The following is a 17153-nucleotide window of genomic DNA, read 5'->3' as shown; positions in this document are numbered from 1 at the left end:
TTTTGGTCAGGAGGAGGTATGAGCATGACAAACACTACTTACGAACTTACTGAACATGGGCGCAAACGTGCTGCCCAGCGAGCGATCTCCGGCATCGTGCTCGATGTGCTATTAGATCGTGGCGAAATGGCGGAGCAAAAAGGCGGGACGGCATTAATTGAACTCGATCGACGGGAGCGAAAAGCACTCGTCAAATCCCTGAAGCAGCTACTCCGGGCATTAACAAATGATGCCCCGCCGTATGCTGTGGTGGGCGATAGCGGCCGCGTCATCACCGTTGGACACAAATACAAACAGCAACATTAAAATGGAGCTTTAAGCCATGGAACACGCCCACCTAAAATCAGTGGCACACGTTGAAATCGCGAGCGCAGGCCTCCCGAAAGAACTGCTTTTATCAGAGAATGGACGTTACGCGACCTACTACGCCCCATTCGACTTCGTCAATGAATCGGCTAAGGTGGTCATTTGCGGGATTACTCCGGGCATCCAGCAGGCCACTATTGCTATTAAAGAGGCTCAAGAAGCGCTTGAGCAGGGTTTACCGGCTGATGAAGTGCTCAAACGAGCTAAACATTCCGCCAGCTTTGCTGGAGCCATGAGACGCAACTTGGCTGAAATGATGGATCTGATTGGTTTACAGCATTGGCTGAGTGTTGATAGTTGCGAAGATCTCTTCCAAACCCGTCAAAACCTGGTGCATTTCACATCCGCGTTGCGGAACCCGGTTCTCGACCAGGGGCTAAATTTTTCCGGCGGCAGGGCCATGATTTCAAACAGCTATCTTTGGGGTCAAATCCAGACGCAGCTCGTGGAGGAAATAAGATCACTGCCCGACGACTGTGTATTTATTACTCTCGGCCAGGGCGTTGATGCAGTATTCGAGAAGCTTGCCAACGGAGGGGTTGTCGAGCGAAATCGCGTTCTCTCTGGTTTGCCTCATGCATCGGGCGCGAATGCGGAGCGAATTGCCTACTTTTGCCAACGTAAGGAGCGGGGCCAACTCTCGAACAAGACCAACGCTGACAAACTCGACGCGGCTCGCGAAGGACTCCTTAGCCAAATAACGATACTTTCGGGCGAGCAAAACGTCCCAACCAGCCAAAAACGCGAAACTGAAGAAGCAGCTGCGCAGACCCCAGCTCCGCGTGTAGCGAGCACTGATTTCGTAACAGCGAGTCATGGAGAGGTCAAACGGATCTATGCCATCGGTAAGGTAAAAGGCGATCCTACCCTTTTCACCGCCAAACAAGACCGTTCCGGACGCTATGTTCTGAACCGGAAAAAGTCATCACCAACAACCGGAAACACGACAAACCAGGCTGAGAATAAAGTTTATGCTGCTACCCTTCGGGAAGCCGCCGAGCTGCTTGAGTCTGGCGACTTCCTGATAAACCTTGTTACTGAGAAGGGCGTCAGGGCGTTACGCAGCTATACATCGGTCACGATAGATTTCGGCCATTGAGTATGCCTTCTGGCGCTCAAAAGCAGCAAAAATTATTTTAATATCATATTGCGAGGAAGCTTTATAGAGCATTAAAATCACCGCAAGTTTTCGAGCAACAACGCTTTAGACGAGGCAATCAATGGCGGTAAAAAAAGTCAGTATCAAGCAGCCAGAAACGCTTTACTCACCATTTAGCGGAGACAGTGCATTGATCGGAGACGAAGCCAACTCTAGCGATGATACGTTACTGTTCATCTACTACGGAAATGCGAACGCTTTCGCATATGTAAGTGATAGATTGCTCAGAGCCATCGGAAAATCCGAGGATGAATTAGAGATTGAAGATCTACTCGATGATGCTCGGCTGGACGACACCGTGGTATTCGAAGCTGACGATGAGTGGAATGGACTCAACTACTTTGGCTTCGCACCGTTAGCCCATTAACAAATGCACCTACCGTGCCTGGCTTTATAGGCACGGTAGGTCCGTATTTAACGATTGATTGAAACACAACCTGATCAGGGCCGGCGTTGACCAGCACTCCCTGAAAGTTTGGCTACGCTACTGTCACCAGTTCACCAATTTTAAATTTCGTGTTCGTTTACGAACGACGTATTGGCCCCAAATCCCGAGGAGCCCCAGCCCCGGTGTACTCCTTCAATACCCCCGTCATCAAAGAATACACTCGCGCTAAGTCAGCACCGTTGGTTGATAAAAAGCCAAACGGAACCGGGGCGGGAGATCTTTCAGGGTCTGTGAAGTGATAGAGAACTGCGACGAACTTGTCTTTCAAAAGCAGAATCTCGACCGGCGATAGAAGCTCCGACTCTACAAAGCCAAAGAGCCTGCCACCTGCCTCTTCATTCTCGCGCTGAGCGGTGTTTTTTGCGCGCCTGTCCCGGTCATCGGGCAACGGGACGTAAACCTTGAAGCCGTCTGTTCCAGATTTATGCTTTGAGAAGAGCTCATAAATCTCAGAAAGTGCTTGGCCATGTCGTTCACACTTACCCCAGAGTTCGTGAGAAGATGGCGCCAACCAAATAAGCTCGGCTTTCTCAGCCTTATCTGAGTCTGACTTCAGCGCTGATTTGAGCTTCTCAAAAAGATCATGCCAATTTCGCGTCAACTGAAACGAACCATATAGGCGGCGCCTTTCAGATTCGGTGCCATGCCCTTGCAGTTCATCAAGGGCAAGCGATGCCAATCTTTCCGCATTCACTCCCTCATTCTGAAGCAGCCTAAGAGTGAACTCATCCTCAAGCAGGTCCGCAACTTTCGAAATTTGATTAATGTTGTTGGAACCACAGGCTGAACTAAGTGCCTCGGTCCTGGCTCGAATATAGGTGTCAGACTCCGCAAGCCCGTCTCGATCCTCAAACTCGAACTGATAGGTCGCAGCGTTTAATGACAGCACTTCCGGAATCTTATCTACAAAGTCCTTTCTTTTACTGCAGTCACTGAATTTGTAGATCTCAGGCGTGCCTCCTTGAGGAGCCCCTTTGACCAGGTGACCTTTCTTATATATTTCGTGAATATTTCTCTGAAACGAGTCTTTTGCAAGTTTTTGAGAATCAGCAACTTTTTCCTGATCAACTTTAAGTTTTAGAGTTCGACTGTCTCGACCAGGCCTCGGCTTGTTTCCGAGGTAGCTGAAGGTCAAGAGGTCAAAGCAAAAAGGCTTCCTATAGTTCGCTATTGACTCGCGCATCGGCGAAGTATCGGTATCAGAAAACAGGGCGTGCCCTTTAGCTGTAAGCCCGAGTTTTCCATCTTTTCGATACTCCACCTCTCCGGACCTGAAGAAACCCGAAAGAGCATGATCGAGCTCTTTCCGTGAGAATCCGAAAAAGTGCGCAACCTCCTGTGGAAGGAAATCTGCCACTTGAAGCAGCTTGAGTAAAAAATCGGGAACGAAAGGCAGACTCCCTCTTTCAACGAGCGAATACTCAATCATGTAAAGCTGAGATGGCACGGAAACGTCCAGCTCGAAAAGAGGAATATTACCAATGGACATTTATTTACCTCCTTTCTTTTTTGATGCCGGGAGAATATTGAAGTTTCCCTCCCCCTGGCGATCCCGGATGTAAGTTGCGACTTTTCCGAGGCCGTAATGACTGTTCTTGCCGCTCCATACCCTCATATCCCCAACAATGACCAACCTTTCCATAGCGCGTGACATAGCAACGTTGACACGGTTGTCTGATCTCAAGAAGCCCGGTGTTCTCTCCGGGTCTGACCTAGTCAATGACAAAACGATGATCCTGTTTTCCTTACCTTGGTAGCTATCAACCGTATCTATTTTTACTGTCTCCCTGAAATCATCACGCCAGTTTTGAGCTGCAAATTTTCTTTTCAGGAAGCGTTTCTGCTCGGAATACATGCAGATCACACCAATTGACGGTTCTTTGTCATGCGAGACCGTCTCCAGCAACCCTTTACAGAAAACATCGTCATTTTCGATTGCTTTCAACAGACTGATGATTTCGTCCGCCTCCACTTCATTGAACTTGCTCTTATCCCCTTTAGAGTAGGCTTTCTCGCCAAGCACTCCGGTGTCGAGCCAGGTCACCTCACTCTTTATTGGTGAAGGTACATAGGAAAAACACTCAGGTATGCGACGCTCACCTGTCTCCAACCTTCCGCCGTAGAATACATCTGAAACCAAAGCGCCAATTGTTCTGTTCATCCGATACTGCATCGTGAGAGTAGCGCCAATTCGCTTCCCATAAGACGACTCAAAGGAACGTTCAAAATCGCTTCGCATGATGAACTCCAACTCGTCAGACTTGGGAGCAACACCAAATTCCCGAGCGATACCAAGTTTGTGATCGTCCTGGTACGTGGGTGGGAGCTGTCTATGGTCACCGACCAACAGAACGCGCTTCCCAACTTGCATGGCAACTGCTAATTCACTTGAGGAGGAGCGTGCAGCCTCATCAATAATGACCCAGTCAAACGGGGTCTTGTTCAAAGCCAAGTGGCCCTGGCCCATCCCAACGCAAGTGCCGCACACCAGAGTGCGAGAACGGACCAGAAACTCATCATAGTTAGCGCTCCTGCTTTCCAGTCGCTCAAGCATCTCTTCCGATACACGTATTAACGAGAGACAACGCCTGAGCTCATGGGGCCTTGCACCGAATTCATCACAAACTGAACCATGCAACTCCAACAAGAGTTTCTGATACTCCCCCTCTTCAGGTACGGCTCTAGAGAACAGCTCATCCAAGGCGCTGGAAAGGATAGAACGGTAGGCTCCGCGCTCGCGTTGCATATCCTTCTGCATCTTGGAGTCGAGTTCTGCAGGCTGCAGATCCTTATCCAGCCTCTCAATCTCCTTAATCGGATGACGGATACGTTTTTCTACGACCAAAAGCTTCTCGATAAACGCCGGGTTTACCTGAAGCGATTGAGCTAATGAGGTCAGTCGGTGATTCTGTTCAGCCTCAAACAAAGCTTTCCGCTGACTTACCAAAGCGTTGGAATAAACATCTTTCAGACCATCGGAAACTGCTTGATCACTGTTGCTGAAACGCACAACGTCCAAGTCGGTATCGAGCTTTCTACAGTGAGACCTTATTCGCTCAACTGCTGTATTTACGGCCTCGTGAGATTGGGAGACTAACAAAATGTTGTTTACGCCTTCCCGACTGACGAGGTAGTGACAAAACGCTGCGATGAACTCGGTTTTCCCCGTTCCGGGCGGTCCTTGCAAAAGCCCCAGAGGACCATAAGCAACCAATTTCTTGAAAGCTTCTTTTTGCGCTGTGTTCAGGCCAATCACCTTGCCCGTTTCTCGATCCTCTCGCTGATAAAGCTCAAAGTCTTTTTCATCCGGTTCATCCGATAGCTTCACAGGCTGCCTATCAGAATTCTCTTCAAAGTACTCCGTGAGGTCCGGAATAACCGACAGCTGGTCAAGCACCCGTGTAACGGCCTTTTTTCTTCGGTCAAGCGACGTTTTATTTTGGGTGCTCATTAGATAAAGCGTTTCGTCAGGGCTTATGGAACGTGTCCGAGCCGTGCTCTCCACCACAAGCTCCTTTCCCGAGCTTTTACGAACATCAACGTACCCAAGGTAGAACGTTTTATCGTCTTTTTTTCTAACCAGCCTTACTTCATCATCATTATCAAAACTGTCGAGAACAGCCCCCTCTGATGAGTAAGGAATACGTAGGGATGTGTGGTCCCTGGTTGGGGAGTGCTCTTCAGACACTTCTATCGACGGCAGTCCCTCCGTCTCGGTGTCGATGATGGTTTTCCATAAACGATTAACCGGAATATCACGTTTTCGAACCTGATGAGATGTTTCGTCTATCGACGGTTCGCGCTCCGGAGATAGCTTCTGTTTTTCAGATTCCGTTGGTTTGACGGCCTCAGCCTCGGCAGAAGCGGCAAGCTCTTTATGCGCTTGTTTCTCTTTGGACAACCGCTGTACGTCATCCACCAAAGCAAGGAAGTCTTCGTTCTCGACGAAAAATTTGTTGAGCCCAGAGCAGTCATCGTGACGGTTTTGGGTTAGCTGTAGCGCACAATCAATTTTGTATTGAGCGCTATTTCGATCCCTCGCCCAAATCTCGTCTTGGATGTTCAAGAACAACACACGCCCAAATTTGCGCTCCGACGGATCGTATGTGCAGAGGAAATTACCTCCAATGCCACTGAACTTGACCGTCAACATCTCTGATCGCTTTCGGTCAGGCTCTACGGTCAGCAATAATTCACCATTATCCGGCAATATCGTCAGTTGATCGTTTACCTTCGAAGTCTGGACCGAAATCGTTGTCCGTTTAATCTTCGGCTCTCTTTCCTTTTGGATCGCGTCTATAAATCTGTCTAGGGCGATAAATCCTGCCTGGCTCTCCTGCTCCAGATTGATTAGATCTCGGATGCCCTGAAGATCATCGTCACGCGCAACATCCCAATCCATGCCAAGCAATTCTGCGGACATGCGCATGACCGCAAAGTTGTCACGCTCATAGGGAGACGCATTTTCCGAGGCTGGGCTATACCGAAAGTTTCTTGTCTCCTCTGAGTCTATGGCCAGGTCTGGAAAATCGAGTAGATAAATAAGCGGGGATTCCCCAGGCTCATTGGGCAGCACCACCTTCAAGTTATCCGGGTGCAGATCACCATGAGAAATATCCTGCTCGTGCAGGAACGAAACGTGATCGCTGAGCCGCTCGATCACTTGGAAGCGCACTTCCTGATCCAAGTCCGACAGTTCTGACCAGTGAACCCCCTCAATCAATTGAGAGACCACGAAAGGCTCATCGCGCTTTGCGAGCCCGAACTCATCGATCTTAGGAATGAAGCCCAGCTTCAACTTTTGAAGCCGCTCAACTGTCGTTAGAAACGCGAGGAGCCTTGGCCCCGCTCCCAGATCATCGCCACCGAGATCAAAACCGGGCCACGTCTTTACAACATTGGAGCCTGATCGATAAACCTCTTTGAGAGGATTATCAACGTATTCCTGCTCCAAGGGGTAAGCCCGCTCAACACGGAGCGTCGGCTGGCGAAACCTGTCCAAAGTGCCCTCATCGAACTCGAAAACTTCGGCATTTGATGGCTGGCCTTCATTCAACGCGCTCAGGAGATTTCCAGCATCCGCATAGCGCTCACTCGGTATCTTATGAATCGCCTGCAGAATTACAGGGGCATACCATTCTTCGCATCGTTGAACTTCTTCAACAACCTTCTCCAACAGAGCACTGTCGACCTTGTGAGGGATGTTTTGGGCTTTAACCAAGTGCCAGAGCAACACACCTAACGCGAAAACATCCCGGGTATACGGAGTAGCCGCCTCGATGCCAGATCCGTCGTCCTCAGGCATTTCGATAGCCCCGATACTCAATTCCTTTCGCTGTTCCCCCACTGTCCCTGCCGGCTGGAAATAGGCTGCAATGAAATTCGAAAGTGTAATTGCGTTCGACGGGGACAACCAAATGCTGTGATCACCTACGTCTCGATGGGCAACCTTAGCCCCATGCATCCTTGCAAACTGAGAGACCAGAACCTTGCCAACATTTATCCGCTCCTGGATCGCGTAGCCAACTACATGGCTGTTGATAAAGGCATTGAAACGCAAGTGGCCTGTTGGGAGTTCGAATCTCTCACAGAACTGACGCGTCATATCGTCCTGCGAAGGATTGGACATCGGTCGGAGGCAGTTCTTGTACAACTCAGGTTCGGTTAAACGAATCTGCGTCAGAACGTCCTGTTCTCTGGAAATGATTTTGTACCGACCTTCAGGAGTTTTCGGTTGGTTCCCAGAAAGCTTGTTAAAATCCCATAGGCGAAGCAGTCCACGATCAAACTTGTTCTGATCATTCACTGCCTCATATTCGGTGTAAGCACCCAATGGATGGGAGAAGATTTTCTCCTTGGCCCGGTAGCCATCTACCACAAGGTCACGCTCTTGAACGTTAGAGTCATCAAAGAGCTGATCAAATACATTAAAGTAATCGTTAAGACCTTGCTGGGCTGGATGAGGGCGAAACGCTTTGTTGAATCTATTCTCATCCGAGAATTTGAGAAAGTCCTCCAAAGTCAGAACGAAGTCTTTCTCATTCTCTGAAATACCGGAAAAATCACAGTTACCCGACATGACAACCCGATATTCGATTCTGGGCGCCCTCCTTTCCGGCAACTGATCGCGAATCCGTTCAACCTTGTTCTTCAGCAGAAAGAATTTGTTTCTGGTCGAACTGACCGGGGAGCGGCCCCGATCATTACCATTCTGGAGCCAGCGATCTCCTGAGCTTGTTATGGTGCCGTGCCAATGCTTTAACTCGACAATGAGGATGTTCTTGTGGGTAATAATAACCAGATCAAATTCACCGTCCTTGCCTTTGGAATCAGAGAACCTGAATCCTGCGTATCCCTTCCAGGGCCACATCCCTGACTGGGCTTTGTTTCCCACCAAACTGTTCAGCTGTTGTGCCATCGCATTTTGATTTCGTTTTGTCTTTCGCTCGGCCATTGATGGTGGCGCATTCTTCTCATCAAACGCAGCTTCCATTTTGCTGATAGCGTTCAGTTCATGAATGAAAAGACCACCGTCCCAAAGCTTGACTTCCATTTACTACTCCTAGTCCTACGGCGCTGCCGCACTTCAGAAAAAGCTCGACCAAGGAAACGCAAAAGTTTCCTCGCGATCGAATCAGTAAGAAACTCGGTTAACTCAACACTTCCACAAACTCAGCAATCGCCAACACCTCGCCCTCCTCATTCGGCTCAAGGATAATCGGGTCATGAGCCGGGTTAAGTGGCTTCAGGATAATGCGTTGATGCATCCAGTCACCCTCATCGGCGCGCGCCTTCTCACTGGAATAAACTTTAAGCGTGTACTGCCCGCCGTTTTCCTGGTCGGTCACTCCGGAGTGCCAAACCAATAGCTTCCGGTTCTGGCGGGTGCCGGCAGGTACAGGGCGGAAAAGACAATGGCTGCCGTTGGGAATATCAGGCTCCATAGAGTCCCCGATCACCTGGGCCACAAACATCCCCTTCTCCAGCTTTCTGCCGGAAATCGGAACCCACGTGTCGGAATCAGCTCCCACCATTGCAAAACCCGCTTGCTCGACGCTGAAAGCGCCGGCAGCCGATTTTAGCGAGCTGAGGGGCACACAGGTTTCGTAGGGAGCGAAGTCTGGATCATTCGCACTGATAACCTTCAGACCTGACGATTCGGATTCTGCGACCGGTGACGTTTCTCCTGCCTCCGGAGTCGCATTATCAAACCACTCATCAGTGGCGATAATTTGTTTGGCTTGTTTCTTTCCAACAACAGCTCGTGCTATGCGCCGGATGTGATCTCTCATCTGGGTTTTGTCAAAAAGCTCCTGATACTGTATTTCGATCACTTCATAATCAGTGTTCCGCAGCTCCTCACGAATCTGATGATCCTTCACCGCTGTCTGGGCGTTCCCATGAAGGTGTTGGCTCATACCATCCAGGTACACGCAAACACCTTCAAACTGGTCATTTGGTTCATGAAAATACACATCGGGCCGAGTATCAAATCCTCCTGAGAGCTTGATAGGTGTTTCGGTCTCAAAATCGGAAAGTCCGGCCGCTTTCAGCAGCGCAACCAGTTGCTGTTCCGGTGCATTCCCTGGCTCCTGAGTTTGAGTGTCGTCCGGAAGCACTGGTGGAATATCGTGGGTGTGCCTGAGGTTATCACCCTGACTCTGGAAGTAGTCCAGTGCCGTGTGGCGATTCAGGCTGTCATGATAAAAAGAGTTTCTGAAGTGCTGCAGGCAGTCGATGCAAGACGATTCACAGGCGCTTGGACACTCCTCTACAATCGCGCGCGCCGCGCTCACCACTTTCGGCCAGTGATCAACAAGTTGCTCAAGCAGTCCAGAACCACCTGGCATTGGGTCATAGAGCACAGCATCAACCAGGTCTGTGTCTGCTTTGGCAATGACCTGAACCTGAAGGTCGGATATTTCCATATCGAGTACTTCCGCAGCTCCCTGTCGGATGGACTCCATCAGGCTGTAAGCGGCCTCTTTGGTAGCACAGTCCGGTAAAGTCAGCGCGTCAGCAACCACTTCCGCATAGAAACTGATCGTTTGTATCGGTCGGCCGCAGCGTTCGGTATGTTGCTGGCTAAACGTATCGATCTCGTTCTGGGTACTCATCGGCGAGCGGCTAGCCCCGCATACCAGGCAGACCGGATAACCTAACCGCTCTCCGCTTCGAACCTGAGCAGAGGATCCCACGTTCACGAGCCGCATGTGCAGGCCATGCTTTTGGTGCAGAACGGTGGTACCCCATTCGTACGCCGAGCCGCCCGAGTGCCGTCGCTGATCCTGCGCGAATACTGCGACTGGCATTTGAAACCGATACTCCTCATCATCGGAAATGTAGGAGTTATGCGGCGCGTCTACATCACAGACAGAGACACCCAGTATGTGAGTGGCACCCATAGACTCGGGCTGAGCCTCGCGTTTATCCTTAACTCCGCCGGTTTCGTAAACAGACTCCGTTTCAGTATCAACTGAAAAAACCAATGGTTCTTCCGGCACCAACTGAAAGGTACGGGGAACAAATTTGTGACCATTGGCATAGATCAAGTTGCCCGGCACGTACTCTCTAACGGCCAATGCGCTGTTACGACGGATCTCCCAGTCACTGATATTCGAGCCAAACCGGGGGGCAACGTGGGTCAAGGTGACGGATCCTGTATCCAGCCCATAGCCGGGCAAGAACCCTTCAGCAGCGAGCACGCCATAGGTGTTGGTATCGTCTATACCTTCGGCCTTACTCGCCGAGCGCCGCGTATCGCCCTTCAACTTTTTCACCATTCGTTCGCAGCGCCCGCGAAGCGCTTCGTCATCAGCATCGAGTGAACCTTGATTAGCAGCCACTAGCCTCAAACGATCCAGTTGCTTCAATGCCCACTGCAACCGCCGATACAAACGAAATACCACTTCTTGCAGCTTGTCAGCAAGATGGTCGACGACTTCCTCTAACCGGTCACGCTCAACCACCTCAAGATCCGCACGAGGCCAACCCTGGCTAAAAGAGGCTTTCACGGCCTCCAATATCATCTGACGATGCTTGGCGACTTGCTGCCCCAGAGGGCTGACCGATAGCGGTTCAGAGCGAACAGCGTTCTCAGCGGTAAACAGGTAGGGCTTGATCTGTGACGGCAAACAGTTTGAAAGTGCCGTACTCAGCTCCTCGTGATCACCAGCCGGCAAATGCCTTTCCCTCAGCAACTTGAATAAGGTTGTCAGCACCGTCGCATGAACGTGCTTAGCAACCATTACCGAATTCCGAAGGTTAAAGCTCGGTGGTTCTACCTGGCCTTCCAGCAACTTCAAAGGTTCGTTGAAGTATGCACGATCATGGCTGGCGGATCGGGCATAGGTGATGTCCAGCGCCATCCGGAATTGACGGCCAGCGCGGCCTGCCCGCTGCCAGTAATTAGCGGGCAGCGGCGGCACGTTACGCATCAGTACCGCATCTAGCGCACCAATATTCACCCCCATTTCCAGGGTGGGAGTACAGACCAGTGTATTGATCCGCTCCCCATCACCTTTGAAGGCGTTCTCAATACGTTCACGCTCGGGCCCCGGAATTTGTGCGGAATGCTCATTGGCCCGCAACATCGCGAATTCCTGATCTAGCAACAGCAGATCGTAGTTGTCTTTGTTCTCTGCCTCGTGAGCCAACTTTCCGCTGCAGCGCCATGCCATGCAGGTTTTTGAGGGATTTGCTCTTGCGTGAAGCCTCCGGCAGGTCTGGCATCGATACATCCCCTCCGAAGGCGTTAGCATTAGCTGATTTACATGAACCTGCACACTGCCGTGGCAGCCCGGAAAGTTCTTACCCCGGGCGCCTTTAAGCTGAACGTCTACCAGCAGTTCTAACTTATCGGTGACCAGGTTCCAGACTTCCTGCAGGAACTCCTCTACTTCGTCGGCTGGCACGCCCCATGCGATTGCGGCCTGCTGCGGCACGCTGCCGTAATTGCTGTACCACTGCTTAATGCGGCCTTTGTGGTGCTGACCATCTCGCTGGAAGACCAGGGCCTCTGGCACACCCTTCATCGATGGCAGGTATCCCCGAAGGACCTCTTTTTCACCATCCAGCCAGAACTTTGAGTATGCCTTTGTGACGGGATCAAACAGCATTCTTCGAGCCCGTGCGTTATCTAGTAGAGAAGCTACACCGTCGACCATGGCCTCGGCCGAGCAGCCCAACCGATTAGCCCATTTAAGAATAACCGGCAAATCTGGCTCCAGGCCGCGATAACGGATTTTCATTCGCCCCAACGGCTCCAGGCCAGTGCTCTGACGGGAGCCCATCGTGAGTTCCCGCATAATCTGCACGCGCAGGAACCACTTGCGTTCTTCGCCATGGGCAATACCGGTCTGAGACTTAGGCTCCACTCGCCATACTTCGGGAATTAATGCGCGTGAAAGCTCGTCGTCTTCATCCAGATGCTGATCTAGCCACAAGGTCAGATCACTGAGCGAGATGGGGGCCTGACGCAGCTTTTGATAGATCAGTTCACGCAAACGGTAACGGCGGGACCGATCCTGCATCCAGCCGGCCTGAAACGCAGCATCCTGCCGGTTATCCGCAAACACCAACAGGCGTCGACGCTCAGCGCGATGGATCATGCTTTGCGCAAGTACGTGGACATCTGCCACGGTCGTAGCTCGGACAGGCCTGGCCGGTTCCCGATAGGTGCCCACAAACCGCCGGCCATGTGCGCCACAGGACACACACCGGGTCAACTTGCCAGGATTCTCTTCTTTCTGCTGCACGAAATACAACGGCTTGAATTTCTTATTTCGGCCACAGCCTATGCATTCGGCAAGCTGCTGGTCATGAGTGGTACCGCAGTACCGGCAGACGTGCAGTGTTTCTGTGCGTGCGGGCTCTTCATCGCCTTCGCTGCCCACCTGATGATCCAGCGAGAGTGCCCTAACCCCACCCTGAGTGAAATCCTGTGCCCGCCATACCTTGGCTTTGCCCTCTGCAGTCCCGCCACCCGGTGCCGTACCGGTGAAGTTGAAATCTTCAAGACCGTGTTCGTAGTAATGCTGGCCACACGTTGTGCAGCTGGACAAGGGAAACCGATGCATTTCGTCGCTTTCCTCCAGCGCATCTTCAGCGGACAGCCACAACTTTGCATCATTGGAATGCTCAGGAAACGTTACAACCGCGCCGCCCACGCCGCGCACAAAGCCGTGGACTACAGGACGTAAAAGTGGCCGGGAGCCGTGTCGTGAAGCTGCGCCCAATGCCAGCCAGATCAGCATCTCTTCTTCCGAGATCTGTCGGCCCAGGGTTTCGCCAAGAGATTTGAGCAAATCAGTCAGTCGCTTGGGCCGTTGCAGCGCCTGCGCAATCTGATAAACCACCTCGTTGTGGCTGAGCCATTGGTACAGAGCCTCTCGCCAATTACCTGCCTCCAGTCGGCTACCAGTCACCGATTGAAACCAGATTCTCAATGCCTGAATATCGGTTTCCGCAGCCTCTTTTTTATCAGCACCGCCCAATACCTCTAGTAGATTCTGCAATTGAACCGCCTGGTCTCCTACCAGCGGCGCACTCGCTGTTCTTGGCTCACCCCATAAATCACTTTCATAGGCTTCACCCACCAGCTCTACATTAGCCCCATCCACACCAAAGAAGCGGCTGGCAAACTCGCGGCCGGCTTCCAGACCATCAATGGGGTCGGCGATGGTTGCTGATGTGGCGATACAGGTGGTGCTGTTTTCATCCTTACCGCAATAAGCTCTAAGGCGGCGGATCAAACAGGCGGTTTCAGCGCCGTTCGCGCCTGTAAACGTATGCGCCTCATCGAACACCATGAATTCCAGCAGCGCATTATCAAACAATTCCAGATCCTGCTGGCGGGTCAGCAGCAACTCCAGTTGCTTCACGTTGGTCAGCAGAATGCGAGGCTGTTCACCAGCCGTGCGCATGCTTTCACGGCTCGCCCGTTCTTCCGGCGGATGAACGGCGATGTCCTGCTTTTTATTCTGCACTTCCGCAAGTTTGTTGCGGTAATCCAGCGCCGAACTGCCCGGTGGCAGACGAACACCGGTGATATCTGAATCTTTTTTAGGGGTTTTACCCACGTACATCCCGAAGGTCACACCGGTGCCTGCCAGCAACTCGCGCATACGCTGTAATTGGTCTTCTGCCAGCGCATTCATTGGGTACACAATGACGGCAGTAATACCAGCGGGGGCACCCTCATCCCTCAGTTGCAGACAACGACTGACAATTGGCATTAGGAAGGCTTCGGTTTTACCAGAGCCTGTGCCTGTGGCAACCAATGTTGTCTTGCCCGCGTGGATGGAGCGAAATGCCTTATCCTGATGTAAATACGCACTAGGGTACGGAGAAAGTTGCTTGATATGAGGATGGAGCACGCCCTCATTAACCAATTGCTCCAGGCTTGAACCCTGCTGAAACGTGCGGGACAGGGAGATATAAGGCCCCTTCAGCAGCGGTGTATTCCGAGTGTGCTCTAGGTTCAGCAGCTCACGCATCTGCCGATACAGTTTGTCATCCGCAAACGCATAGGTGCTTAGCTGGTAACGCAGGAAGTCACTGACCACTTGCTCTGTGTAAGTGATGGGGTTCAACATCAGAATAAAGCTCCTTGCGGGTTTTCCACCGCATACTCAGCGGCGGGCTCAGCGACTTCATCGTTATCTTCGGGCACTGGGACAATCTGGCGAATGAGTTCCGCGTGGGCGGCGCACTCCTCCCAGGAACGCTCGACATCTTCATTCAACTGCCAATCGTAAAAGCGGGGGCCAAGCCGAGAGGCCACGGACTGATGATCGCGCGAGCGGTCATCGTGACCTAAACCGTAATCAGCTAAGCGAAGCTTCTCGGGGATCATCCAGCCCTCGCCTTCGTTTTGAGATAGGAACTTATCCAATCCATTTTCTTCCAAATCACACAACGCGATATAGGATAAAATTGTATGACGCAACTCCGGCTCCAAGTTCTTGTCGACTCTCCAGAACCCCTTCGCCTCAATGTTACCCTGCGAGTAAGCAGCGGATATCATAGCGGCCGGTAAGTCACACCCTTTGAGGATATGCCGCATAGATTCTCTGTCGATTTCATACATCCAAGCATATATTGCATCTAGCATCGCAGCGATTCTCAAACGTTCATGATTCGTCAGAGCAAACCTTCTTCTCCAAGATTTAGAAAACAGCACTTCCTTAAATCGGCTGCCGGATTCTTCAATCAGCTCCATTAATGACGCCGAAAACACTTTAGAAGGCATCATTAGCTCCACGATTAGTGCAAGAATACGTTCGTTTCCAAGAATTCGATAAGGGCTTATCAGTGATGTTTCATTCATTATAAATTCACTTAAGTTCAGCCCGCCCACACGGTTTCTCAAGTGAAAATCATAAGACAAACTGTTGAGATTTGAGCTAACAGCAATAGCTGTCCTTACTGAAACTTTATCCGGACGATAAAAAAACACGCTATCCACGGCCGGATAATAGTTTAAAAAAGTCGATATGGCCGTTCTTGAGTTTGTCGCCGAACCTATCCGCATATAGGCAATTTTAGGGTGCATATATGTTTTTGAAGACTCGCTAGCAGTTTGTAACCCGCATAAATATTGAGGAGAAATAATTTTTTCGGAGAACGGAATATTTTCCCAAACCGCAGACCGACTTTTACCACTAACCCAGCCTTTCTCACTAAAATCAAACTGCCCGATCATCCGGCCCTCATAGAGCGGTAGGGCAACATCTTCAATATCGCTAACTGAAATTACTTGTGATGAGTCTCGCGAAAGCACCAAGCCTGGCTCACGCTCCAAAATATCCTGCGGACCGCTGTAAGCTCTCCAAGCACCCTTAAGCCAGTGGCCATACTCATCAGGCTGATAGCCCTTCGCCTCCCACCTTGGCCGCTCAGGGAATAATTTAGAGTCATTTGTAGAATGGAACTCAGTGCCATATTTAACCCTCCACCCCTCTTCACTCTGATCACCCAACAAAACTCCATTGGCATAGATCTTTTTGAGAACTTCCAGGTCCTTGTTGCTGCGTATTTCAAGAATCGATTTCGAATAGGGAGAGAATTCGATAACGCGATCTCGGGGATAGGCAAGGACAAATCGCTCTGCTTGGTCCCAGTCATCCACATTGCGGTGCATAAAGGCGGCGCGAATAGCCTTTGTCTCTCCGCCTTTTTCTATAATCAGAGGACAAAATTTGAATCTAGAGTCGATATCAAAAACTTTTTCTCTGTTTTCAAAGCCAAACAGCCATTGCCAGTCACACTGCTCAAGGAACAGAGTTCTCAGGTCCGTGGTTCCCTTATCGGTATACAGCCCGCTGGGCACGATCATGCCCATACGGCCTGCCTGCCTCAGTATTGCGTGGCTCTGCTCCAGGAACATTTTGTAGGTATTGAGATCCGCCGACCCTTGATGCAGGAACGGATGGGCCGCATCCGCAAATCCTTTGTGTTTTTTGCGTCGTTTTAGCCAGCGCTTATGTATCTCCTCCGAGTTGGCAAAGCTGTTTCTTCCGCCACCACCCAGGGCCAAGTCGTGCTTCTTCTTGCCTTTGTTATCTTCCGTAACCCTGTCACCAAATGGCTGGCCGACATACTTTGCCCAATTCGACATGGCCTTAAAACTTGCGTTGTATTGGATCCACCTGTGCTCAAGCTCTGCAGCGCTGTGGAAGTATTCCAGCTGTTTGGCAAGTGCCTCTTGCTTGCCGTAGGCTCGATAGAGCGGGTCGTGGTTGGAAAAGAACTCTTTTGAGTTTGGCTTGTGTATCTCCCAAGGAGGATTCCCTAACACAGCGTCGAAACCGGACTGGTTTGCCGTGAACACATCCGGATATTCAAGCTCCCAATGAAAGAAGTGATTTTGCTGCGACACTTGTTTGACAATTTCCAGCGTTTCTATGGCAGGAGCCCGGAACTCCTGGGGTAACGGCGCTAGTTCAATGGACTCCCCTGGCCAGAACCAAAGTGCACACCACAGGTCCATTCTTGCTTTGAGTTCGTGATAGTGGGGGTTGTTAAGGATCTTGTCCCGATAGAGTTCAGCACGCTTGTCGCTTTCATAGACCGGCAGACGATGGAGCTTTCGGAATACTTTGTAAGCGTCCGCCCATCACACCTTGCTAATGCTCACCGGCTTCCAGTTGTGCGGTAGCAGTTCATCAATGGCGTTGT

The 17153-nt window shown here is 51.0% G+C and carries 7 protein-coding genes; 3 read left to right on the top strand and 4 right to left on the bottom strand.

Features of this window, described 5'->3' with window-relative positions; genetic code table 11:
- Window positions 1-18 precede the first annotated feature (18 nt).
- The 3 genes from ACN0RL_RS14200 (at window position 19) to ACN0RL_RS14190 (ending at window position 1892) form a co-directional block, all read left to right on the top strand.
- Window positions 19-306 (top strand): hypothetical protein, encoded by a 288-nt coding sequence (locus ACN0RL_RS14200; RefSeq protein ID WP_417517891.1) that lies wholly within the window; start codon window positions 19-21, stop codon window positions 304-306.
- Window positions 307-322: 16 nt separating this feature from the next.
- Window positions 323-1465, top strand: a complete 1143-nt coding sequence (locus ACN0RL_RS14195; RefSeq protein ID WP_417517889.1) for a hypothetical protein — start codon at window positions 323-325, stop codon at window positions 1463-1465.
- 121 nt (window positions 1466-1586) lie between these two features.
- Window positions 1587-1892, top strand: coding sequence for a hypothetical protein (locus ACN0RL_RS14190; RefSeq protein ID WP_417517887.1), 306 nt, complete (start codon window positions 1587-1589; stop codon window positions 1890-1892).
- A gap of 157 nt (window positions 1893-2049) precedes the next feature.
- Here ACN0RL_RS14190 and ACN0RL_RS14185 read toward each other — a convergent pair whose 3' ends face one another.
- From ACN0RL_RS14185 to ACN0RL_RS14170, 4 genes are all read right to left on the bottom strand, one after another.
- Window positions 2050-3462 (bottom strand): hypothetical protein, encoded by a 1413-nt coding sequence (locus ACN0RL_RS14185; protein ID WP_417517885.1) that lies wholly within the window; start codon window positions 3460-3462, stop codon window positions 2050-2052.
- On the bottom strand, window positions 3463-8526 hold the full coding sequence (locus tag ACN0RL_RS14180; protein ID WP_417517883.1) for an AAA domain-containing protein: 5064 nt from the start codon (window positions 8524-8526) through the stop codon (window positions 3463-3465).
- Window positions 8527-8623: 97 nt separating this feature from the next.
- Entirely contained in the window at window positions 8624-14569 is a 5946-nt protein-coding gene (locus tag ACN0RL_RS14175; RefSeq protein WP_417517881.1) for a DEAD/DEAH box helicase, read from the bottom strand.
- Window positions 14569-16965 carry an Eco57I restriction-modification methylase domain-containing protein gene (locus tag ACN0RL_RS14170; protein ID WP_417517879.1) on the bottom strand — a complete coding sequence of 799 codons (2397 nt, stop codon included), beginning with the start codon at window positions 16963-16965 and terminating at the stop codon, window positions 14569-14571. Before ACN0RL_RS14170 ends, ACN0RL_RS14175 begins: the two co-directional genes overlap by 1 nt.
- Between the last annotated feature and the right edge of the window lie 188 nt (window positions 16966-17153).

Source organism: Marinobacter sp. (assembly GCF_048259445.1).
Lineage (GTDB): Bacteria > Pseudomonadota > Gammaproteobacteria > Pseudomonadales > Oleiphilaceae > Marinobacter.
The sequence above is the reverse complement of the archived record's forward strand: the minus strand, read 5'-3'. Positions and strand labels throughout refer to the sequence as shown.